The organism is uncultured Sphingomonas sp. (assembly GCF_964021865.1).
In the GTDB taxonomy this organism is placed as follows: Bacteria; Pseudomonadota; Alphaproteobacteria; order Sphingomonadales; family Sphingomonadaceae; genus Sphingomonas.
Genome location: NZ_CAXIAM010000005.1, coordinates 44,462 through 66,698, shown reverse-complemented (window position 1 = coordinate 66,698; position 22,237 = coordinate 44,462). Strand labels below are relative to the sequence as shown.

General features: G+C 67.7%; 19 protein-coding genes and 1 tRNA gene. 7 read left to right on the top strand and 13 right to left on the bottom strand.

Annotated elements, in window-relative coordinates:
* Positions 1-10: 10 nt before the first annotated feature.
* From AADI75_RS02605 to AADI75_RS02580, 6 genes are all read right to left on the bottom strand, one after another.
* The gene (locus tag AADI75_RS02605; protein ID WP_341207490.1) at positions 11-1,273 is read right to left on the bottom strand and encodes an MFS transporter; all 1,263 of its coding nucleotides are present in this window, start codon (positions 1,271-1,273) and stop codon (positions 11-13) included.
* Positions 1,274-1,503: 230 nt separating this feature from the next.
* Positions 1,504-1,995: a nucleoside deaminase gene (locus AADI75_RS02600; protein WP_341207489.1), complete on the bottom strand. Its 492-nt coding sequence runs from the start codon at positions 1,993-1,995 to the stop codon at positions 1,504-1,506.
* A gap of 90 nt (positions 1,996-2,085) precedes the next feature.
* Positions 2,086-4,428 (bottom strand): xanthine dehydrogenase family protein molybdopterin-binding subunit, encoded by a 2,343-nt coding sequence (locus AADI75_RS02595; protein ID WP_341207488.1) that lies wholly within the window; start codon positions 4,426-4,428, stop codon positions 2,086-2,088.
* Positions 4,425-5,414, bottom strand: a complete 990-nt coding sequence (locus AADI75_RS02590; RefSeq protein ID WP_341207487.1) for a xanthine dehydrogenase family protein subunit M — start codon at positions 5,412-5,414, stop codon at positions 4,425-4,427. The genes AADI75_RS02595 and AADI75_RS02590 overlap by 4 nt, the downstream gene beginning before the upstream one ends.
* A complete protein-coding gene (locus AADI75_RS02585) occupies positions 5,411-5,902 on the bottom strand; it encodes a 2Fe-2S iron-sulfur cluster-binding protein (protein ID WP_341207486.1) in 492 nt (163 codons plus the stop codon). The genes AADI75_RS02590 and AADI75_RS02585 overlap by 4 nt, the downstream gene beginning before the upstream one ends.
* Before the next feature lie 101 nt (positions 5,903-6,003).
* Entirely contained in the window at positions 6,004-6,615 is a 612-nt protein-coding gene (locus AADI75_RS02580) for an NAD(P)-dependent oxidoreductase (RefSeq protein WP_341207485.1), read from the bottom strand.
* Between the two features lie 54 nt (positions 6,616-6,669).
* Here AADI75_RS02580 and AADI75_RS02575 point away from each other — a divergent pair, with 54 nt between their 5' ends.
* Positions 6,670-7,080, top strand: a complete 411-nt coding sequence (locus AADI75_RS02575; protein ID WP_341207484.1) for a helix-turn-helix domain-containing protein — start codon at positions 6,670-6,672, stop codon at positions 7,078-7,080.
* Positions 7,081-7,089: 9 nt separating this feature from the next.
* Here the strand turns inward: AADI75_RS02575 and AADI75_RS02570 are convergent, their stop codons facing one another.
* The 5 genes from AADI75_RS02570 to AADI75_RS02550 form a co-directional block, all read right to left on the bottom strand.
* A complete protein-coding gene (locus AADI75_RS02570) occupies positions 7,090-8,199 on the bottom strand; it encodes a lactonase family protein (RefSeq protein WP_341207483.1) in 1,110 nt (369 codons plus the stop codon).
* A 35-nt stretch (positions 8,200-8,234) separates the two neighbouring features.
* A complete protein-coding gene (locus AADI75_RS02565) occupies positions 8,235-11,630 on the bottom strand; it encodes a LamG-like jellyroll fold domain-containing protein (protein WP_341207482.1) in 3,396 nt (1,131 codons plus the stop codon).
* Between the two features lies 1 nt (position 11,631).
* On the bottom strand, positions 11,632-12,846 hold the full coding sequence (locus AADI75_RS02560; protein WP_341207481.1) for an ROK family transcriptional regulator: 1,215 nt from the start codon (positions 12,844-12,846) through the stop codon (positions 11,632-11,634).
* On the bottom strand, positions 12,843-14,348 hold the full coding sequence (locus AADI75_RS02555) for a tryptophan halogenase family protein (RefSeq protein ID WP_341207480.1): 1,506 nt from the start codon (positions 14,346-14,348) through the stop codon (positions 12,843-12,845). Before AADI75_RS02555 ends, AADI75_RS02560 begins: the two co-directional genes overlap by 4 nt.
* A 151-nt stretch (positions 14,349-14,499) precedes the next feature.
* Complete coding sequence (locus AADI75_RS02550) at positions 14,500-17,565, bottom strand: TonB-dependent receptor (protein WP_341207479.1); 3,066 nt, start codon at positions 17,563-17,565, stop codon at positions 14,500-14,502.
* On the opposite strand from AADI75_RS02550, the gene AADI75_RS02545 reads away from it, so the two are divergent.
* The gene (locus AADI75_RS02545; RefSeq protein ID WP_341207478.1) at positions 17,565-17,945 is read left to right on the top strand and encodes a hypothetical protein; all 381 of its coding nucleotides are present in this window, start codon (positions 17,565-17,567) and stop codon (positions 17,943-17,945) included. The genes AADI75_RS02550 and AADI75_RS02545 overlap by 1 nt on opposite strands.
* Position 17,946: 1 nt before the next feature.
* Here AADI75_RS02545 and AADI75_RS02540 read toward each other — a convergent pair.
* Positions 17,947-18,036, bottom strand: a tRNA-Ser gene (locus tag AADI75_RS02540).
* Positions 18,037-18,179: 143 nt separating this feature from the next.
* Between AADI75_RS02540 and hspQ the strand changes: the two genes are divergently transcribed.
* The 4 genes from hspQ (at position 18,180) to AADI75_RS02520 (ending at position 20,012) form a co-directional block, all read left to right on the top strand.
* Positions 18,180-18,545 carry a heat shock protein HspQ gene (gene hspQ, locus AADI75_RS02535; RefSeq protein ID WP_037568948.1) on the top strand — a complete coding sequence of 122 codons (366 nt, stop codon included), beginning with the start codon at positions 18,180-18,182 and terminating at the stop codon, positions 18,543-18,545.
* Positions 18,546-18,681: 136 nt separating this feature from the next.
* Positions 18,682-18,978, top strand: coding sequence for a 50S ribosomal protein L21 (gene rplU / locus AADI75_RS02530; RefSeq protein ID WP_341207477.1), 297 nt, complete (start codon positions 18,682-18,684; stop codon positions 18,976-18,978).
* A 28-nt stretch (positions 18,979-19,006) separates the two neighbouring features.
* A complete protein-coding gene (rpmA, locus tag AADI75_RS02525; RefSeq protein ID WP_022687450.1) occupies positions 19,007-19,276 on the top strand; it encodes a 50S ribosomal protein L27 in 270 nt (89 codons plus the stop codon).
* Between the two features lie 184 nt (positions 19,277-19,460).
* The gene (locus tag AADI75_RS02520; RefSeq protein ID WP_341207476.1) at positions 19,461-20,012 is read left to right on the top strand and encodes a GNAT family N-acetyltransferase; all 552 of its coding nucleotides are present in this window, start codon (positions 19,461-19,463) and stop codon (positions 20,010-20,012) included.
* A 644-nt stretch (positions 20,013-20,656) separates the two neighbouring features.
* Here AADI75_RS02520 and AADI75_RS02515 read toward each other — a convergent pair.
* The gene (locus AADI75_RS02515; protein WP_341207475.1) at positions 20,657-21,511 is read right to left on the bottom strand and encodes a metal-dependent hydrolase; all 855 of its coding nucleotides are present in this window, start codon (positions 21,509-21,511) and stop codon (positions 20,657-20,659) included.
* A 55-nt stretch (positions 21,512-21,566) separates the two neighbouring features.
* Here AADI75_RS02515 and AADI75_RS02510 point away from each other — a divergent pair, with 55 nt between their 5' ends.
* The gene (locus AADI75_RS02510; protein WP_341207474.1) at positions 21,567-22,166 is read left to right on the top strand and encodes a helix-turn-helix domain-containing protein; all 600 of its coding nucleotides are present in this window, start codon (positions 21,567-21,569) and stop codon (positions 22,164-22,166) included.
* The last annotated feature ends 71 nt before the right edge of the window (positions 22,167-22,237 follow it).

The window sequence follows — 22,237 nt, the reverse complement described above, 5'->3', positions numbered from 1 at the left end:
AGCGTGCGCGTCACGCCTGCGCCTTCGCGCACGCCTCGCGCACCACGCCCGCGAACACGATCCACAATGCGACGCTCACCAGCGCGAAGCTGCCCAGCACATAGAAAGCGATGTGATAGCCGAGTTCCTGTGCCAGCCATCCGCCGATCGCCGGGCTCAGCGACGCACCGACCCCCTGCACCGTCATCACCGCGCCCTGCCCGACGTTGACGCGGCCCGTGCCGTTCAACAGGCACGCGACGAGGCCGGGCACCGCGACGCTCTGCAACCCCGCGCCGATACCGTCGAGCGCCTGCACCGGCCACACGCCCCAATGCTCGATGAACGTCCCCGCCAGCGCGCCGCGCAGCGGCAGCGCGGCGAACGAGATCAGCAGCACCAGCCAGTAACCGCGCCCCGCCGACATCCGGGTCGCCACCAGCGCGGCGACGATCATCACCGCCTGCGCCACCACCACCGTCTCGGCGGTGAAGATCGCCGCATTGCCCTTCCCCGCACCGACCACCGCCAACCCGTACAGCGGCAGCATTGCGCCGTTGCCGAGGTGAAAGCACGCCAGCGCCGCGGCAAGCACCAGCATCGGCCTGTTGCGGATCAGCGCGCGAAACCCTTCCGCCTGTCCGCCCTCCGCGTCATCGTCACCCTTCTCCAGCCCGCGCGCCGCGCGGTGGTCGATCGCTTTCTCGGGGATCATCAGCACGCTGGTGATCGCCAGCACCCCGAAGACGGCGGCAAGATAAAAGATCGCCGGCATCCCGAACCGCCAGCCGAGATAGCCCGACAGCCCCGCGCCGACCATGTTGCCGGCATGGTTCCACGCCTGATTGCGCCCGTTCTGCGCGTTAAAGCCTTTCTGGCGGACGATCCCCAGCGTCATGCCGGTCACGGCGGGGCCGATCGCCGCGCCGGCGATCGCGGTCGCGACCTGGCTGACCGTCACCACCCACCCGGCCTGCGAGAACAGGATCAGGAACGACGCCAGCACCGTGCAGATGCCGGTGACGATCACCACCAGCCGCTTCTTCTCGGTATGGTCGATGAACGCGCCTGCGGGCACGGTCATCAGCATGCCCGCCACCCCGCCGGCGGTCATCACGGTGCCGATCGGCCCGGCGGTCCAGCCGCGCTGCTGGAGGAACACGCCCAGAAACGGGCCGATGCCCGCCTGCATATCCGCCATGAAGAAGTTGAGCGCCTCCAGCGGCCGCGTCGCGCGGCGCCGTTCATCGGACCCTCGCGCGGTTCCCCCGCGCGAGTCCTTCACCGTTGCCATGTCCGCGCTCCTTGCCCGTTCGCGCGCCCAACCCGGCAACAATCGGAAATATCCCGTTCAACCCTGATTTATATTGCTGACCGGCGTTTGGTAGAGAAGACGATCAAGCCCCTCCCCTTCAGGGGAGGGGTTGGGGTGGGGCCTGTCCTTGGGCGTAGCCGCGAGCTCGTCCCCCACCCCCGGCCCCTCCCCTAAAGGGGAGGGGTGAAACCGCCCAACGTCATCCCCTCCTACAAATTCGCCTGCTCCTCCTCCGGCAACTCGGCGTCGGGCGGATAATAAAGCGTCGCGCATTCCTCGCGCAGGCACCCGCCCTCGATCACGATATCGTCGCGATAGGCGTCGGCGATGAACGACAGCGTGTCGACGTGCCGCGCCTCGAGATACATTTCGTGCACGTCGTCGCGCCCCGCGCCGTAGACGACCCGCCCGACCTTCGACCAGATCGACGCCATCGTGCACATCCCGCACGGCTGCAGCGTCGAATAGAGCGTCGCATCGCGCAGTTCCAGTTCACCTTCCGACTCGCACCCGCGGCGGATCGCCATCATCTCGGCATGTGCGGTGGCGTCGGGCAGTTCGTGGGTCTGGTTGCGCTCGGCGGCGATCACCCGCCCGCCGCGCACGATCACGCAGCCCAGCGGCGAGGTGGAGGGATCGCTGCCCTTGGACCGCGCGACCTTGATCGCCTCGCGCATCCAGCGTTCGTCATCCTGTGTCATCGCCGCTCAACGCGGGAATGCGCAAACGGGTGCCGCCCTCCGGTCCGTCATTGCCAGCGTAGCGAAGCCATGACGAAGCGGCGGGTCACCTCACAACAACTTGTCCAGCGTGATCGGCAAGTCCCGCACTCGCTTGCCCGTTGCATGCCACACCGCATTGGCGACCGCCGCCGCGACGCCGGTGATCCCGATCTCCCCGATGCCATGCGCCCCCATCGGCGTGTGCGGATCGGGGATGTCGGTCCAGATCACGTCGATCTCGGGCACGTCCATGTGTACGGGCAGATGATATTCGGCCAGACTCGGGTTCATGATCCGCCCGTTGCGCTCGTCGAACTGCGTCTCTTCCATAAGGGCCATCCCCAGCCCCATGATCATCCCGCCGCGGAACTGGCTGGCGGCGGTGCGCGGGTTGAGGATGCGCCCGCAATCGAACGACCCCAGCAAGCGGCTGACGCGCAGCTCGCCCGTCACCGCATTGACCCGCACCTCGCAGAACAAGGCGCTGTGCGAGTGCATCGACCAGTGCATCAGCTCCAACGGCATCGACCCCGCCTTGGTCACCGACACCGCGTCGCGCTGCGCCCGCGACAGGATCGACGCATAGCTCTCGCGCCGCACCGGATCGGCCCGGCTCGCCAGCCCGCCGTCGACGCTGCCGACCTCGTCCGCCGACAGGCCAGCGAGCGGCGAATCGTTGCCCGCCAGCTTCAGCAGGTCGGCGACCAGCGCATTATGCGCCGCGATCACCGCCGCGCCGATCGCCGCGGTCTGTTGCGATCCGCCCGCCATGATCGCGCCCGGGATCGCCGAGTCGCCATAGCCGACCGCGACCTGCTCGATCGGCAGCCCCAGCCGCTCCGCCGCGACGATCGCAGTGGTGGTGGACGTACCCATCCCCATCTCTGCCGCCGCGACATCGACCTGCGCCCGCACTGCATCGCCGTCGCGCGTCAGCGTGATCCGCGCCTCCGCGCCCGGCATCCGGTAATAGGGATAGGTACCGGTCGCGCAGCCGCTGCCGACCAGCCACTCGCCCTCGCGCCGCACGCCGGCGCGCGGATCGCGCCCCGCCCAGCCGAACCGCTCCGCGCCCTGTCGCCACGCGGTGACGATGTGCCGCGACGAAAACGGCACGCCGCTCAGCGGGTCCTTGTCGGGCTCGTTGATGATCCGCAGCTCGATCGGATCGATGCCCAGCTCGACCGCCAGTTCGTCGACCGCCACCTCCAGCGCGAAGGTGCCGACCGCCTCGCCCGGCGCGCGCATGAAGGTGTTGGCCAGCATGTTCATCCGCGCCACCTCGACCTTCAGCGCGAAGCTGCGCGCGGCATAGGTGCAGCGCGTGCCGAGGATGAACGGCTCGGGCATGATGTTGTGCGGGGTCATCACCGACATACCGGTGTGGACGATCGCGTCGAACGTGCCGTCGGTCTGCGCGCCGATCGCCACGCGCTGCTCGGTCAGCGAACGTCCGCCGACCGTGCGGTACACGCCCTCGCGCGACAGCGTGATCCGCACCGGCCGTCCGGCCAGCTTCGCGGCGGCCGCGCCGATCACCTGATGGTCCCACAACCCCTTGCTGCCGAACCCGCCGCCGACATAGGGCGAGGTCAGCCGCACCTTGTCCGCCGCCAGCCCGAACACCGCGCCGATCGACTCGGCCTGTTGCGACACCATCTGGCTGGCGTCGTGGATCACCAGCCCGCCGTCGACCCACGCGATCGTCGCGGCGTGCGGCTCGATCGGATTGTGGTTGTGGCGCGGCGTGCGATAGGTCTGGTCGACCTTCACCGGCGCCTTCGCCAGCAGCGCCTCGGCATCGCCGACGTCGTTGCGCAGCGGCTGGCCGAAGAACATCGCCTGCTCGGTCCCGTTCGCCACCGCGCCCGCCATCGTCGTGGTCGACGGTTCGGCGTCATAGCGCACGTTCAGCAGCGATGCGGCATGATCGGCCTGCTCCTGCGTCGCGGCGAGCACGCACGCCACCGGCTGCCCGTTCCAGTGAACGCGATCGTCCTGCAGCACCGGCAGATTGTGCGGCCCCACCGCATTCGGCGACGAGCCGAACACCGGCATGTCCTTCATCCGCGGCGCGTTCAGGTGCGTCATCACCAGCACCACGCCCGGCGCGCGCTCCGCCGCCGCGCCGTCGATCGCCGCGACGCGCCCGCGCGCGATCGGCGCATAGACCAACGCGGCATAGGTCATGTTCTCGAAACGATATTCGGCCGCGAACGCCGCCGCGCCCTTCACCTTCAGCGCGCCGTCCAGCCGCGACACCGGCGTGCCGATCAGCCCGTGCTTGCGCGCGATCAGCGGGTCGGGCACCCCGCCCGGAATCCAGCTGTCGGGTGCGAGCGGCACCAGCTTCTGCATCGCGCCCATCATCAGCCCCTGGGCGGCCTGCTTGGCGTCGTCGACGATGCTCATGCCGTCTCTCCCTCGCGCAGCGCGTTCAGCACCGCGACCAATGTCCGCGTCGCCAGCGCCGGCTTGAACGCATTGTCGCGCAACAGCTGCGCATCCGCGAACTCGCGCGCCGCCGCCGCATTAATCGCCTCGTCGGTCAACACCGTACCCCGCAGCGCTGCCTCGATCTGGGTCGCGCGCCACGGCTTGTGCGCCACCCCGCCGAACGCGACGCGGATATCGCCGACTCGCTCGCCGTCCATCTCCAGCGCCGCCGCGACCGAGATCAGCGCGAACGCATAGCTCGCGCGATCCCGCACCTTGCGATACGTCGACCGCGCCGCCAGCGACAGCGCCGGCAGCTCGACCGCGGTGATCAGCTCGCCCGGCTCCAGCACCGTATCCAGATCGGGCCGCTCGCCCGGCAAGCGGTGGAAGTCGCCGAACCCCACCGTCCGCTTGGTCCCCTCGCGCTCGACATGCACCACCGCCTCCAGCGCGGCGAGCGCCACGCACATATCCGACGGATGCGTCGCGACACACGCCTCGCTCGCGCCCAGCACCGCATGGATGCGCGTGAACCCGTCGCGCGCATCACACCCGCTGCCCGGCGCACGCTTGTTGCAGCGCGATCCGTCGGTGTCGTAGAAATAGGTGCACCGCGTCCGCTGCATCAGATTGCCGCCGACCGTCGCCATGTTCCTGATCTGCGCCGACGCCCCCGCGAGGATCGCGCGCGACAACACCGGATAGCGGTCGCGCACCAGCGGATGCGCCGCCAGCGCGGTGTTCCTCACCCCCGCCCCGATCAGCAGCCCGCCGCTTTCGGTTTCGGTGATCGCATCCGACAGCGCCGAGACGTCGACCAGCCGCTCGGGCCGCGCCACCGTCTCGCGCAGCAGGTCGACCAGATTGGTCCCGCCGCCCAGATACGCCGCCCCCGGCGCGTTCCCCATCCTTACCGCCTCGGCAACGTCGCCGGCGCGCGCATAGCTGAACGGCGTCATGCGACCGTCTCCAGGATTGCGTCGATGATCCCGTTGTGCGCGCCGCAGCGGCACAGGTTGCCGCTCATCCGTTCCTGCACTTCCTCGCGCGTCAGCGTCACCGCGCCGCCGAGGTCGGCGGTAACGTGGCTCGGCACCCCGCGCTTCGCCTCCGCGGCCATCCCGATCGCCGAGCAGATCTGCCCCGGCGTGCAATAGCCGCACTGGAACCCGTCATGTTCGATGAACGCGGTCTGCAACGGATGCAGCGCATCACCGTCCGCCAGCCCCTCGATCGTCGTGATCGCACGGCCGTCATATTGCACCGCCAGCGCAAGGCACGACAGGATGCGCTCGCCATCCACCAGCACCGTGCACGCCCCGCACGCGCCCTGGTTGCAGCCCTTCTTGGTGCCGGTCAGGTGCAAGGTCTCGCGAAGATGATCCAGCAGCGAGACGCGCGGATCGCCGGGCGGGTCCACCGCCAAGCCATTGACGACGATCGGCATCCCACTCTCCATCTCGAGACAGAAACACAGGATAACAATCATTTCGCACGACGGAAGCCCCGCCGGCGAAGATTGTGGATGCCGCTCGTCGCGCCGGTGGCTCAATAGGCCGCGGTAAAGCGCGCCCGGCTGTGCGCGTGCTGCTCCAGTTCGTCGACCATCGCGATCGCAAAGTCGGCGAAGCTGATCCGGCTCTCGCCATTCGCGTCGACGATCAACCGGTCGCCGCCGGTGCGGAACGTGCCGGTGCGCGGCCCCTCGAAGATGAACGCGGCCGGCGAGAAGAACGTCCAGTCGATCGTGTGCTCATCGCGCAGCGCGTCGAGAAAGGCGATTCCGCCCGCCGCCATCGGCTTCCATTCGGCTGGGAAGGCCGGCGTGTCGAACAGCCGCTCGCCCGATTCGACCGTCAGGCTCGCCGCGCCGCCCGTCACCAGCAACCGCCCGACGCCCGCCGCCTTCAGCGCCGCCAGCATCGCCTCCGCCGACAGCACGTCGAAATGCAGCGCGCTGATGACCGCGTCGCTGCCCCGCACCAGCTCGGGCAGCGCCGCCGTGTCGCTGGCATCGCCCGCCACCGCCTCGACGCCCGCCGTCGCCGGGATCGCGTCCGCATGGCGCGCGATCGCCCGCACCTGATGCCCGCGCGCCGCCAGCTCCTTGGTGATTTCCGAACCCGCGCGCCCGCTCGCCCCCAGAACCGCTACCCGCATCTCGACACTCCTATTGGTTTCCAATGGTGACCAGATGCGATACAGGAACCAGCCATGCAAGACGGCACCTTCACCTCCGCTGGTCACCTCCACGAAACCTGCCGCGGCGACGCCTATGCGCGCGACTGCCCGACGCGGCAGCTGCTCGACCGCATCGGCGACAAATGGAGCGTGCTCATCCTGTTGTTGCTCGGCGAGGAGGAGATGCGCTTCAGCCGCTTGAAGCAGCGGATCGACGGCATCTCGCAGAAGATGCTCAGCCACACGCTGCGCTCGCTCGAACGCGACGGATTGCTGACGCGGCACCCGGTCGCCACGGTGCCGGTGACGGTCAGCTACCGCATCACCCCGCTCGGTCGCGACCTGCTCGGCGCGCTCAGGATGATGATCGACTGGGCCGAAACACGCATGTCGGAGGTCGCCGCCGCGCAGGCGCGCTTCGACCGGGAGCGCGTGCCCGCCTGACCGCCGTCGTCAGACGCCGATGAACACCGCCGACGGGATCCGCACGACCTGCGTCGGGCGCAGCGGCACGCCGTCGCGCCCGACCGGCAGGCGCGCCACGTCGCCCGAGCGCTGGTTCGCGACCAGCAGCTCGCCCGACGCCTCCAGCAACCGGAAATAGCGCGGCCAATGCCCGCCGCACGCGACATGCCCGATCAGCCGCACGTCGCCCCGGCCGTCGATCGCGAAGGTCGCGATACTGTCGTGCCCACGGTTAGAGACATACAGGCGCGTGCCCGCCGCATTCATCGCGATATGCCCGGCATATGTCTCGCCACGGTAGCCGGCCGGCACCGTCGGAACCACCTTGCGCGCCACGAACCGCCCGTCCGGCAACGCGCGCAGCACCGTCACACTATTCGCCAGTTCGGCGACCAGATAGGCGACCGGCAACCGCGGATGCCGCGCCAGGTGCCGCGGCCCCGACCCCGGCACCGCGCGATAGGCGATGTCGGTACCCGTAACGCCCTGCGGCCCGATCCGGTGCGCGAAGATCGCGTCCGCCCCCAGATCGACCGAATGCAGCGTCCGTCCGTCGCGCGTGAAGCCGACCCAATGCGCGTGCGGCCCGGCCTGCCGCTCCTTGTTCGGGCCGCTGCCCTTGTGCTGGAGCGCGAGCACCGGCCCCTTCGGCAGCCCGGTCGCGCGATCGAGCGTCCACAAGGCGACGCTCCCGCTCGAATAATTGGCCGCCGCCAGCATCCCGCCATCCGGCGACAGCGCGGCATGGCACGGGTCCGCACCCAGCGTCGAAGACACGGCAACCCGGCGGAAGCCGCGATCGTAGACGCCCAGCCCGCCCTTCTGCTGCTCGTCGAGCACGTAGCGCAGCCCGCGCGCGCCGCCGACCGCGAACGAGGCATTGCGGATGGCCGCCACCGCCGCTCCGCTGCCCCAGGCGTCGCCGACCTTGCGCAGCGGCACCACGCCCGCCCCGCCCTCGGCGACATAGGTGCCGACCCACAGGGCAGGAGCGGGGGCGGGCGCGGCGACCGCCGCCCGCACCGGCAGCGCGCCCAGCGCCAGCAGCCCGCCGACGCAGCCGCGCCGCGTCATCGTCGCAATACGATCATCGCTCATCGCGCCAGCCAACGCCTTTTATCCGGCGCCGTCAATCACCCGGCCGGCACCGTCGCGGCGGGCACGTTCCACCCGCCCAGCGTCACGCGCGGCGCAGCCTCGACCGTCGCCGGATAACGGATGGCGATCACGCGCCGCTCGCCGGGTAGCAGCGAGACGTAATTGTCGTCGTAGAAGGCCGGCAGGATGCGCTTGCCCTGCGCGTCAACCAGCGTCAGCTTGGCGTTGAGCGCGGGCGTCGCGGTGTCGTTCGCCAGCGTCACCCGCACGACGCGATCCGCGCCCTCGACCACCGCCGCCGCCGCACGCGCCGTCAGCGCCGCCGGTGCCAGCGCGGTGAGCGCGCGATACGCGCGCTCGTCGCGCCCGCGCCAATAGAAGTTCTCCGATACCGCCGCCCCGTCCGCACCGATCAGCGACAGCTTGACCAGCACCATCGGGTTCGCCGCGAACAGCGCGTCCAGCGGCACCGCCGCCAGCGCGGTCGCGCGATTGGCGAGCGCGTCCAGCTTCGTGTCGCGCGCGAACAGCTCGCGATTGTCGAGCCCGACCACCTTCACCCGCGCGGTCAGCCCCTTGGCATCGGCCTGCGTGGTGTTGAGCACAACCAGTTCGTTGTCCGGCAGGTTGAGCTGGACGTGCAGCGGCTCGACCGCCTTCTTCGCCCCGTAATAGGACGCCTGCGTGTCGTAATCCCACGAATAGATCTGCCACGCGTTCGACGGCCACGCCGGGTGCGTCATCCACAGCAAGCGCCCGGAATTCTTGGTCCACAGATGCCCCAGGAACCCCTCGTACATCGCCTTGTGCGTCTCGAGGTTCATCATCTGCGCCTTGCGCTCGAAATCGGCGAAGCTGGTCCCCGCGCCATACATGCGGTCGAGCGCGGCCATGAACGTCCTGGTGTCGCCGTTCCCGCCGAAATGCCAGTCGTGATAGGCGAGCACGTCGCCGAGCGGCCAGCGGTCGCCCGCCGGCACATAGCTGGCGATCGACTCCGCGGTCGAGAAGGACGGCGTGCCCGTCTCGACCGAGAAGCCGGTCGCGAGATCGGTGAAATAGCCGACCGGCGCGCGGTAATTGTACGGCCCCGACCCTTGCAGGTTCACGACGTTCGAACTGCCCGTGAACCAGCGCGTTCCGTCCAGCTCGAACACCGCCTTGGCCAACCCTTCGTTGAGCACCGGGTACGGCACGCCCTCGTTGCGCCCGAACCACAGGATGATCGACGGATGGTTGCGATAGCGCGCGATCGTGTCGCGCGCATTGTCGAGGAATAGTGACGCGTCTTCGGGCTCGATCTGGAAATTCTGCGTCGACTGCCAGAAGTCGTTGAGGACCATCATGCCGTTCTCGTCGGCGAGGTCGAAGAATTCCTCTTCGTTGTTGTTGCCCATCCAGTTGCGGATGATGTTCATATGCGCCTCGCGCTGGAGGCGGAAATAGGGCGCGAGCCGGTCGTAGCTGACGCGCTTCATCGCATCGTCCATGCCCCAATTGCCGCCACGCGCCGCGATCCGCACGCCGTTAACGCGGATCGTCAGATGCGGCTCGGGCAAGGTCTCGGTGATCGGCGTCACCGCGCGCGAACGCTCGCCCGCCGCAGTCAGCGACTCCGCCCAGCCGGTCGGCGATTGCTTGATCGCGGCGTGGCGGATGTCGATCAGCGGGGTGCCCGCCAGCCCGCCGTCGGTGGTCTGGACGTTGACGCGCCGCAGCGCGCCCGCGGCATCGAACAGCGACAGGTCGTAGCTGACCTCGCGAATCCCGAATCGCGCCTTTCGGCTGTCGGACACGCCCCGCGCGTCCGCGACCTGATAGGTCACGTCGTACAGATGCGGCGCGCCATAGCCGTTCGGCCACCAGAGCTTCGGATCGGCGACGCTCAGCTGGCGGAACTCGGCGGGCGTGAACTTCACCTCGCTCTTGCCCGTCGGCGCATTCACCTGCTTCTCGACCGTCACGCCCTCGAACGCCACGCGCACCGTCACCGGCGTTGCAGGACCGCCATTGTCGAGCGGCACCGTGACATAGACGTCCGCGCGGTCGGTGCGCGGCAGCGGCAGGTCGGTCACGACATGCGGATCGCCGATCCGCACCGCGCCGGTCGCGACCAGCTCCACCGGCCGCCACAGCCCGGTGTTGCGGTCGCGGATACCCGGAATCCAGTCCCAGCCCTCGGTCGCGACGAAGGTCGGCCCGTCGATCGCGAGCTGCCCGCCATTCTCGCCGACCCCCGCGCGCACCGACTGCTCGTGCGGAATGCCCGGATGCGGCGGCGGCGAGACCCGCACCGCGATGACATTCTCGCCCGCGACCGGCACGTAATCGAACTGCCCGCGCACGAACGCGCCATGCGTCTCGCCGATGCGCTGCCCGTTCGCCCAGATCTCCGACGCATAATTGATCCCGCCGAACACCAACGTCAGCCGCTTGCCGGCCGCCGCGGCCGGGACGGTGAAGCGCGTCCGATACCAATAATCCTGCCGTGCGAGGCTTTCGGGGATCTTGAGGTTGTTCAGCCCGTAATAGGGATCGGGATAGACGCCGCGATCGACCAGCGTCTGCAGCACCGTCCCCGGCACCGTCGCCGCGCGCCACGTCCCCGAAGGCGCGCCGGGCCGCGACAGCATCGCGCCGTCCCCCTTCACCTCGGGCGCGGCGGCGAGCGTCCAGCCATTCACCTGCCAGCGATTGTCGGCGACCGGCTGCATCGCCGCGACATTCGCCAGCGGCTTCGCGACGGGCGCAGTATAGGCACCATCGCGCGACTGCGGCAGCGTCCACGCATCCTGCTGCGTCGTCAGCCCGATATTGGCCTGCTTCTGAAACGGCCAGCCGACCCCAACCTCGGTCATCTGCACCAGCGCCGCATCGGGCTTGGCGCGTGCGATCGCCGCGACCTGCCGTGCGTCGAGCGCCACGCCCGACACGCGCGCGTCGATCAATTGCCCGCCGAAATGCGGCTGGCCCGCCTCCGTCGGCGCGATCGCGATCTGTGGCGCCACCGCGCTGGATCGCGCCGCGCCACCACCGACGCGGCGGCCGTCGAGATACAAGGTCACCCGCGCGCCGTCCGACACCGCGGCGAGATGATGCCAGCCCTTCGGCACCATGCCACCACGCAGCACCGTCGTGCCATCGCGCAGCACCATCCGCCCCATTTCGAGCGACAAGGCGCGCGCGGAGCCTGGTATTCCAAGGCGGATCAGCGTCCCCGACGCGTCATTTGCCGCACCCGCGTCGACCCATGTCGCGATCGTGTAGGGAGCGCCTGCGGCGACCAGCGCCTCCGCATGCTCCAACGGCCGCTCGATCCCGACACCGCCCTGTAAAAAGCGCGCATTATACGGCCCGGCATTGCCGATTTCCTGCGCCTGCGCGCTCCCGGCCAGCAACATTCCGGCGATCACCGTCGTCCCGCGCATCATCTTATCGCCCTTTGTCTCGTGAAATCATCGCGTTGGGCTGCCGCCCCGGCGTATCGGCCGGCAGCATCAGATGCCCGAACGCCAGCAACGCCGCCCCGATCGCCGGCGAATCCTCGGCCAGCGCGGCGGTACGAATCGGTGCCAGAACAGGCGCATAGCCGCCGTCACGCTGCATCAGCGCGCTGGTCGCCTGCCCCAGCCGCTCGACCAGCGCGACCGGCAACCGCCCGCCGACCAGCACCGCGCCGGGGTTGAGCAGGCAACTGACCGCCACCAACGGCTGCACCAGCGCCGCCGCAGCACGCGCCACCCATTCGTCGGTCACCGCCGCCACCGCCGGATCGTCCAGGTCCAGCGCGTGAATTGCCTTCCCGCCCAATCCCTTGGCCTCCAGCGCGCGCGCCAGCCCGGCGATCGACAGCACCTCCTGCAACGGCACGCGCCGCCCGTCGTCACCCTCGACCATCAGGAAGCCGACTTCGCCGCTCCGCCCGTTCGCGCCGCGATCGTAGAGCGAGTTGACGACCACCCCGCCGCCCAGCCCGACGGTGATCAACAGATAGAAAAAGCTCGCATATTGCTGGCCGAGCCCGAACTGCATCTCGCCGATCGCCGCCGCCGCGGCGTCGTTCTCCACCGTCACCGGCAGGTCGAGCGGCCCGGCAAACAGCGACGCCACGTCATGCTTCGACCAGCGATCATGGTCGCGCGGCCGTCCGGGCAGGTCGATCGCGCCGAGATCGTCCGGACGCGCCACCCCGATGCCGCTCAACGCCTCGGGCGCAATCCCGCCTTGTTCCAGCAGCTTGTTGACGTGCTCGCGATAGAAACTCTGGACGTCCTCGGGGCTCGAATAGGCGACCTCGCGACTGATCCGCGCGCGCGACCGTCCCTCGAAATCCACCACCACCATCGTCAGGTGATCGCGGTCGATGTTCACCCCGATCGCGAACGCGCCGTCCGGATTGACGCACAGCCGCGTCGCCGGCTGCCCGCGCCCGCCACGCCGCTGACCGGCGCGGCCGAGCAAGCCTTCTTCGAGCAAGCGATTGGTTATATTGGTGACGGTCGCGGTGGTCAGCCCCGTCACCGCCGCGACCTCCGCCCGCGTCACCGATCCCGCGACGCGGATCGCGTGCAGCACGACGCGCTGGTTGTGGAGCCCGGCATGTTCGATGTTCGCGCCCGTCAGGCGCAACAGTCCGGCGACGTTCATGCCCGGCCTGCGTGGACGCGGGTCAGGAAATCGGCGTGCGGCTCGGCATGGCGCAGCGTCCCCTCGATCGCCGCGCGCATCCTCGTCAGGCTATCGTGCAGATCCGCCTCGGAAATCTGATCCGCTACCGGCGCATACCGTGCGGGCAGGTCGTCGAAGCCCGCATACATGCTCAGCCAGCTCGCATCCTGAAACGTGTCCCACTCGCGCCGCACGAACTCGCCCGCCGCCCGCCACGCGTCGAGCTTTCCCTGCAAGCCCTCGGTGGGTGGGATCGCGCGGACATGATCCCAGAAGGGTTCGCCGACCCGGCGGTTGCCGCTGTAATGCAGCATCAGGAAGTCGCGGATGCGCTCGAACTCCAGCACCGACTGTCGGTTGTAGGTCGCGGCCAGCCGCGGATCGACATCGCGCGTCGGGAACAGCGGGATCAATCGCTCCAGCCCCGACTGGATCAGCGTGATACTCGTCGATTCAAGCGGTTCGAGGAACCCCGACGCCAACCCCAGCCCGACGACGTTCTTCTCCCAGAAGCGCGCGCGATGCCCGGCGGTAAAGCGGATCCGGTTCGGCGCCGCGATCGGTTCGCCTTCCAGCGCGCCGAGCAGATCGTCCTCCGCCGCCGCATCGTCGATGAAATCCGAGCAATAGACATGGCCGTTGCCGACGCGGTGGCGCAGCGGAATGTGCCAACGCCATCCCGCCCCGGTGGCGGTGGCGGTGGTGAACGGCCGGTGCACCCCCGCCGCCTTGCACGGGATCGCCACCGCACGGTCGCACGGCAGCCAGCGCCGCCAGTCGACGAACGGCACGTCCAGCGCCTCGCCGAGCAACAGGCTGCGGAACCCCGAACAATCGATCCACAGATCGCCCGCGATGTCCTGCCCGTTGTCGAGCGTCACCGTGGTGACGCGTCCGTCCTCGCCGTCACGCACGACATCGGTGATCCGCGCATCGACATGCTGGACGCCGTTGGCGAGCGCGAGCCGCCGCAGCAGCGCCGCGAACTTCGACGCATCGAAATGGACCGCGAAATTGAACACGCCCAGATCGTTGGCGGGCCGGTCGACCGGCGGAAGGAACAGGCCGCGCTCCGCCAGTTGCGTCGCCAGGCAATAGGCGCCGAGCGGCGTCGCATCGCCGCCTGCGCGCAGCTTCAGCCAATAATGGTGGAACGCCACGCCATGCGCTCCGACCCCGTACAGGCCGAATGGGTGGAAGAAGTCGTGACCCGGCTCCTTCCATCCGGCGAAGCGGATGCCGTATTTGATCGTCGCCTCGGTTTCGCGCAGCACGTCCGCCTCGCCGAGTTCGATCGCGGCGAAGAAGTCGCGGATCGCGGGCACCGTCGCCTCGCCGACCCCGATCGTTCCGATCGCCGAGCTTTCGACGACGGTGATCGACAGCCGCAGATGCGCCAGCCGCCGCGCGAGGAACGTCGCGGCCATCCAGCCCGCCGTCCCCCCGCCGACGATCACGATTGATCGGATCGGATCACGCATGTCGCTTATCGCCCCACCCTTGCCCGTCATCGCGAGCGGAGCGACGCAATCCAGAGCGTCACACGCCGGGCCCTGGATTGCGTCGCTCCGCTCGCAATGACGCAGCAAACGGGCGGGTCGTCAATCTGTGACGACCCGCCCATCGACCCGATCAGAAGCGCACGCGCGCGCCGGCGATGAAGCGCCGCTCGTAGATGTTCTCGTTGAACACCTGATCGGTCCACGTCAGGTAGTAACGTTCGGTTTCGGCGGTCAGGTTCGAGGCCTGGCCGTACAACGTAATGAACGGCGTCACGTCATAGGAGATCGAGGCGTCGAGATAGTTGGTCGGCGCCTGATATTGCGCCAGCCCGACGATCCCGCCGTAATTCGACGACACCAGCCGCTTGGAGCGATAGTTGTAGGCGACACGCGCCTGCAACCCGTACTTCTCGAACCACAGCGCCGCATTGACCTGATGCTTCGAATTGTCCTGGAACGGCTGGTTGTTGCCCGCCAGATCGACCAGCCCGGCATCGCCCAGCGACAGCGTATAGTTCGCATCGACACCGAACCCGCCGAAGAAGCCGTTGACCCCGTAATCGGCCAACGACTGCCGAGCGGATGCTTCGATCCCCTTCAGCACGCCGCCTTCACCCTGCGCCAGCGTGTTGGTGACGACCGGACGACGGATCACGCCGTCATTGTCCGGGATGTCGTTGCGGATCTCGGTCGTGTTCGAGATGAAGCTGTCGACCGCGATGTAGAACGCACCGACCGCGAGCAGGCTGGAGCGGCCTGTATAATATTCGAAGCTCGCCTCGACGTTCGTCGCGCGCCACGGATTGAGGTTCGGATTGCCGACCGAGGTGGCGGTCTGCGCCTCGAACCGCGCCGGATTGATCGTGGTGTTGATCGCATAGCCGACGTTCAGGCCACCGCCCCATTGCTGGAAGTCGAGCAGCGTCATCGTCTTCGAGAAGGCGGCACGCGCGCGCAGCTTGCTGGTCACGTCGAAGGCGATGTTGATCGACGGCAGGAAGTCGGTGAACTCGCGCTTGGTCACCAGGTCACCCGCGTCGACGCCCGACACGCCGTACGGCTGCGGGTTGCCGACGATGTTCTGGCGCACGTTGAGCTTCGTGTTGACGACCTGCAGGCCGCCGTTGGCGCGGAACGGCATCCCCAGCAGCTCGCCCTCGCCCGAAACCTGCGCATAACCCGAGATCTGGCGCGTGTGGACGTCGAACGACAGCGCCGGGTTCACGAGGTTCTGGCTGCCCGGATAGAATTTGTTCTGCCACGCCTCGCTGTCGTCCATCGCCTTGGGATCGAGGACATAGAGGTTTGGCGCGCCGTTGGCGGGCAGCGCATATTGCTTGATCAGCCCCGCGAAGATCGGGTCGGTCGCCTGCCGCGTCAGACCGGCGGTATAGGCGTTGCCCTGCGCATCGAGCACCGGGCACGACTTGTCGTTCAGGTTGACGTCGAACGCCTTCCATTTGACGAGGCAGCCCGCCGCCGGGTTGGCCGCATTGTCGCGGTTACCGGCATAGAAAGGCGAGACGCGATCGAAGGTGAACTGGTTGACGCTCCGCTCGCCGTAACGGCCGCCGAACGCCACCTTCAGCTGGTCGTTGGCCTGCCATTCGGCATCGCCACGCAGCGCCCAGATATCGCCATTCTGATAGACGTTGCCCTCCGAAGAGATCGTCTTCAGCCCGTAGCGCGACGGATCGGACGCCTGCGCGAGGAAGCCCGGCGAGAAGCCGAACGCCGGCGCGCCGCTCGAATAGTCGACGGTCGCGGTGTCGCTGTAGATCGAATAGCCGGTCGGGTTGAAGGTGACGTCGCCGCCCGGGTAATTGCCGACGCCGTTATACGCCCACTGCTTGCCGTTGGTCAGGCTGAACTGCGTGTAGGACTGGTCGCGGTTGCGATAAGCCTTGCCATAGATGCCGCGCACCGTCGCCTTGAAGGTCTCGGACGGCTTCCAGTCGAGCTGCAGGTTGTAATTCTGCGACTCGCTCTTGGTGCGGAAGGTCTCCGAATAGCTGTCGAAGTTCGGCAGGCTGTACGTATATTGCTGGACGGTGTTGACGTTATAGCCGCCCGACGTCGCACCGGTATCGCGCGACTTGGTGGGCAGGAACGGCGACGACAGCCAGTCGACGTTCTGGAACTGGAAGCCGGCGGTGCGGTCATATTGCGTCTGGCGCGTGTAGAACGCGTCGGCGGTCAGTTGCAGCGCGTCGTTGATCTCGAACTGCAACGAGGCGTTCGCGCCGAAGCGCTGGCGGTCGGTGATGCGGTTCCAGGCGGTGTGCGACTGCGGGGTGATGAACGCATCGTTGGCGTCGCCATCACCGTTCACGTCATAACCGACGATTGCGCCGCTGCCGTTGCGCACCGGCGTGCCGCGGCTGACGCCGTTGTTACCGGTTGCGAAGTCGCCGGCGTTGGTCGCGCTGCCGCTCTCGTTCTTCAGCGCGACGCCGTAATCCTGGATCCCGCGGAAGCTGTTGGCGAGCGTCAGGTCGCTGTACGCCGCCGACACCAGCAGGCCGATGCGCTCGCCATGATAGGCGATCAGGCCGTTGGCGGACGGATTCCACTTCTTGGTCTTGTCGCCATATTGCCCTTCGCCGGCGGCGGAGAAGGTGAAGCCGCGCTTCAGGTCGAACGGACGACGCGTCAGCAGGTCGACGGTGCCCGACAGGCCCGCCTGCTGGAGCGAGGCGGTCGGCGACTTGAACACGGTCGCGCCCGAGAAGAGCTGCGACGGAATGTCGGTGAAGTTCGGCTGGACGGTCGTCACCGAATTGGCGCCGAGGAACTGCTCGCCGTTGAGCAGCGTCGTCACCTGCGGCAGCCCGCGGATGTTGATCGCCGCGCCCTCGCCCGCGTCGCGGCGGATCTGGACGCCCGCGATGCGCTGGAGCGAATCGGAGATGGTGACGTCGGGCAGCTTGCCGATGTCCTGCGCGCTGATCGCTTCGACGACGCTGTCGGCGTTGCGCTTCACCTCGATCGCGCGCGCCTGCGACGCGCGGATGCCGGTGACGACGATGTCGCCGGCGGCATCGTCGGTCTGCGTCGGGGCGGCGACCTGATCGGCCGAGGTCGCGACGGCGTCCGGTGTGGTGGTCTGGGCCGTGGCATCCACGACCATCGCCATGCTGAGCACGACGGGCGACACGGCGGTCAGCATCGCGCCGCGTACAGTGATCCTACGCATTGATCCTCCCCTTCATCCCTGAAAACGTGTTTTATTTAATAAGGCTTTTTTATTTAATGATCGCCGGCGCAAGTTTGTCAAGCGTATCCAGCGCCGAAGGCATTGATCTGCACCAACTTTCCACGCGCGAAGCGCGCGCCATGCATCAAATCGCCTGCGCAGCATTTCATGCGATTTCGCTCTCTACTGTGTGCGGCGACCGACAGTATTCAAAACCAAAAGCGAACCAATTTCAAGCCTCTTCGCAAATTGGCGTGGTCGTACAACCGCGCGCCTGGCGCATCCGCGCCAAAGATACGCTGCAGGTCGCCCGACGCGCCAACCCGCTCATCCCCGTCCGCGATCAACACGGTCGTTTGATTGTCACGACAAAACGGTAAGTGGCGGAGAGGGTGGGATTCGAACCCACGGTACCCGTGAGGGCACGCCGCATTTCGAGTGCGGTGCATTCGACCACTCTGCCACCTCTCCGCGAGGACGATCCGAAAGGGCCTGGACCCTCGGGGCTGATCGATTGGAGGCGCGCTCCTAGATCAGCTTTTTGGGCAATGCAAGCGCCTAAACTTGTGCGGCGCGACAAACGCATTAAATCATGATCCATGGACCTGATCGACATGCCGCCCCTCACCTCGCGCTTCGACGTGGAAGCGCCCATCGTCGCGAGCGCGCGGTTCGCGATCGGCGATGTCGTGCGGCATCGCATGTTCGATATTCGCGGCGTGATCTTCGACGTCGACCCCGTCTTCGCCAATAGCGACGAATGGTATGACGCGATTCCCGAACAGATTCGCCCCGCCAAGGATCAGCCCTTCTACCATCTGCTCGCCGAAAACGCCGAATCGAGCTATGTCGCCTATGTCAGCCAGCAAAATCTGCTGCCCGACGACAGCGACGAGCCGGTCGACCATCCTGCGCTGGCCGGGCTCTTTACGGGCTATGAGGACGGTCGTTACCTGTTGCGGCGCGAACATCGGCATTGATGGTTCGACAGGGCCGCATTTCCGGTCCCGCCATGCAATCCTTGGTTGACAATCCACCGACCTTTGCCTAGCTGACCTTTCTTTCCCGACGGGTCTTCCCGAGCGGGAGCCATGCATTTGGGAAGTGATAACAGCCATGTTCGCAGTCGTGCGCACGGGCGGCAAGCAGTATCGCGTCGCCGCCGGAGATAAGATCGTCGTCGAGAAGATCGAGGGCGAGGCCGGCGCGTCGGTGACGCTGGGTGACGTGCTGCTCGCTGGCGAGGGCGCGGAGCTGAAGGACGTCGCGGGCCTGACGGTCGCCGCCAAAATCATCGCCCAGGCGAAGGGTGAGAAGGTGATCGTTTTCAAGAAGCGTCGCCGTCACAACTATCGTCGCCGCAATGGCCATCGCCAGAACCATACGATCCTGAAGATCGTCTCGGTCGGCTGAGCCCCAAAGCGCGAAAGGAACAGACACAATGGCACATAAGAAAGCAGGCGGTTCGTCGCGTAACGGTCGTGATTCGGCCGGCCGTCGTCTCGGCGTGAAGAAGTTCGGCGGTCAGGAAGCGATCGCGGGCAACATCCTCGTGCGTCAGCGCGGGACCAAGTTCTACCCGGGCCGTAACGTCGGCATCGGCAAGGATCATACCCTATTTGCGCTCGTCGACGGTCGCGTGGTGTTCCACGACGGCAAGCTCGGCCGCAAATTCTGTTCGGTCGACATGATTGCGGCCGCGGCCGAATAACATCGGGTGACCACACGGGTTGCCCACCAGGGCGACCCGGGGTTCCGCGCAGGAACCCAGCCAGACAAGGGAGACGGGTCCGCCCCGGCTCCCTTTTTTCTTGTTGCTCCCTCCCCTTACCGTCCCCGTGTCGCGCGCGCGTCATCGTCGCGTGCCACGGGGCCTGTCGCAGGAGATGGAGCACATGTTCGCGTTGACGCCCCGCTTGACGTTACGGCCCGGCTGGTTCGAGGACGCGCCCGCGCTGGCGCGGGCGATCGGCCATGAAGCCGTCGTGAACCGTCTCGCCCGCGTTCCCTGGCCCTACACGCCGGAGGATGCCGAGACGTTCCTGTCGCTGCCGCGCGGCGCGACCGAGCCACGCTCCGTCATCGTCGAGCGTCGCGGCGATCATCGGCTGATCGGCGGGATCGGGCTGCACCGCGCTGACAATGGCGATCACGAACTCGGCTATTGGCTGACCCCCGACGCGTGGGGCCGCGGCTATGCGACCGAGGCCGGGCGCGCAGTGATCGAGATGGCCCGCCACGCACTCCCGCTCACGCGCCTCACCGCCTATCACCACGCCGACAACCCGACGTCGGGAACGGTCCTGCGCAAGCTCGGCTTCGTCGAAACCGGCCGGTCGCAGCGCTGGTCGCTCGCGCGCGGCGGGACGGTCGCCTCAGTCGACTTCGCGCTCGATCTCGACGCGGAGGCTGCGCGCACCGACGCCGCGATGCCGATCGCGGCGTAACGGCGGACGAGGACGCTGATCCGTCGCCTACCAGTCGGTACGGGAGGAGATGAGGACCGATGGGCGATATGATCGTCGCCCATGAAGCACCGCTCCGTTTTCGCGCGAAACATGCCGGGTCCGGCGCGGTGCTGGTCATGCACGGTCCTCATGATGAGGTGAGGTCGAATGAACCGGTCGTCATTGCGAGCGTAGCGAAGCAATCCAGCACGTCCTGATCCGGCTCTGGATTGCTTCACTGCGCTCGCAATGACGAACAGGTTGACGTCATCACGCTCCGGGCGCGTCGCCGGCAACATACGAGCGGCGTCGGCGGTGCTTCAAACAGTGCGGCAAGCATCCTTACGCAAACATCGGCAGGGCTTAGCGGCGCATCATCGACGCCCTCGCTGCCCCTGCTCCACCTTTGCTGATGGCGCGCATCGGCAACAGCCCTAGCGTCGCCTGACGCGTGTCGCCGCTTTGCACGAAAGCAACAGCCGCTGATGCAGGCACTTGCAAGGCGCCGCTGTCCTACAGCACCGCCGCACCCTTATACGGTCACCATGGCCTCGCCTGCACCCGTCGCGTCCCCACCGTCGCCGTCGCCGATGCGTTATCGGGCGATCAGCGCAAACATCGCCAACTTCCACGCGATCGCGCGCTCACGCTGCCGCCCGCGGCAGCACCGCCGCCTCGTAGTCGCTCTCCGCCAGCCCGATCAGCGCGCGGTCGTCGTGCTTCCACGGGTGGAAGCCGGGCAGGAAATACGCCAGCCACACCCCCGCCACCTTCCGCGCCATTCCGGGATAGCCGAACGCATACCACGCCATCCGCGCCCACACCTTCGGCCCGGTCAGCCCGTCCTGCCGCAGCAGTTCGGCCATCCCCCGCGCGCGCCCGTGCACGAACCGCCACGTCGTGATCAGCATCACCAGCGCCTTGACCCGCCAGCGCGTCAGGCGCGGCCAGTCGCGCGTTGCGTGCAGCCAGGTGTCATAGGCAACGCCCTTGTGCTCGATCTCCTCGGCGGCGTGCCACAGCCACAAACCGCGCGCCTGGTCGTCGCCGCCGGCCAGATGCCGCGGGTTGGCGATCAATTCGTGCGCCAGCATCGCGGTGAAATGCTCCAGCGCGGTCGTCGCGGCGAGGCTCCCGATCGGCGGCCGCCCCTTCGTCAGCGCCAGCGCGGCGTCGACATCGCGGTCGAGCAAGGTCGTGTCATACCCCTGATCGGCGACGTGGCGATTAAACGCGACATGCTCGCGGGTATGCAGCACTTCCTGTTTGATGAAGGCGTTGATCTCGCGCTCTAGCCGCGGCGGCGTGCCGTCGCGGAACCGCCGCACGCTGTCGACGAAGAACCCCTCACCCTTCGGAAACGTCACCGACAGCGCGTTGTAGAAGGCGGTGGCATAAGGATCGTCGTTCAGCCACCAGCGCCGAATCGCCGCGCCGCGCCCGAACCGCCGATCGCGCGGGGTGATGGTCAGGTCGGCGGGAGTGGTTGCTTTCGCCACGGAAACCTCCAGTAATAACGGGCGCTATCGCTTTACTTACAATGGTGTCAGTTAATTGCCCTCCGCTCCGATTGCAACCCCGCGCCGGCGGCTGAGCCCTGAGGCGTCGCGCGACGCGGCACTGGAGGCGGCGCGCATATTGCTCGTCGAACAGGGGCCGCAGGCGGTGACGCTGAAGGCGGTGGCGGGGCGTGTCGGGCGAACGCACGCCAATCTGCTCCACCATTTCGGCTCGGCGGACGAGCTGCAATCGGCGCTGATCCGGCGGATGACCGCCTTGGTCGTCGCCCCGATCCGCGACGCCGCGCGCCGCTCGCGCGAACGCAAGGACCCGGCCGAGCTGGTCGACGTCGTCTTCGACGCGTTCGGCGCCAATGGCGCGGGGGCGCTGGCAACGTGGATGATCCTCAACGGCAATCAGGACGCGCTCGACCCGATCCTGACCGCGGTCCACGATCTGGTCGAGGAACTGTCCCGCGAGGAACAGCGCCCCGACGCCCCGATCAAGGACGAGACGTTGCAACTGGTACTCGCGGCGTTGGGCGACGCGCTGCTGGGTGCCCCGATGGCGCGCGCGCTGGGGCTGCCCCGCGACCGCGCACGGGCGATCGCGCGGACGATGTTGTTGCGCGATCGGGGGGTGGTAGAGGCGTAGCTTCGTCATCACCGCGAAGGCGGGGATCCAGACGCGCAGCTTCCAGAAGGGGCCGCAACGCCGGAGGCTTT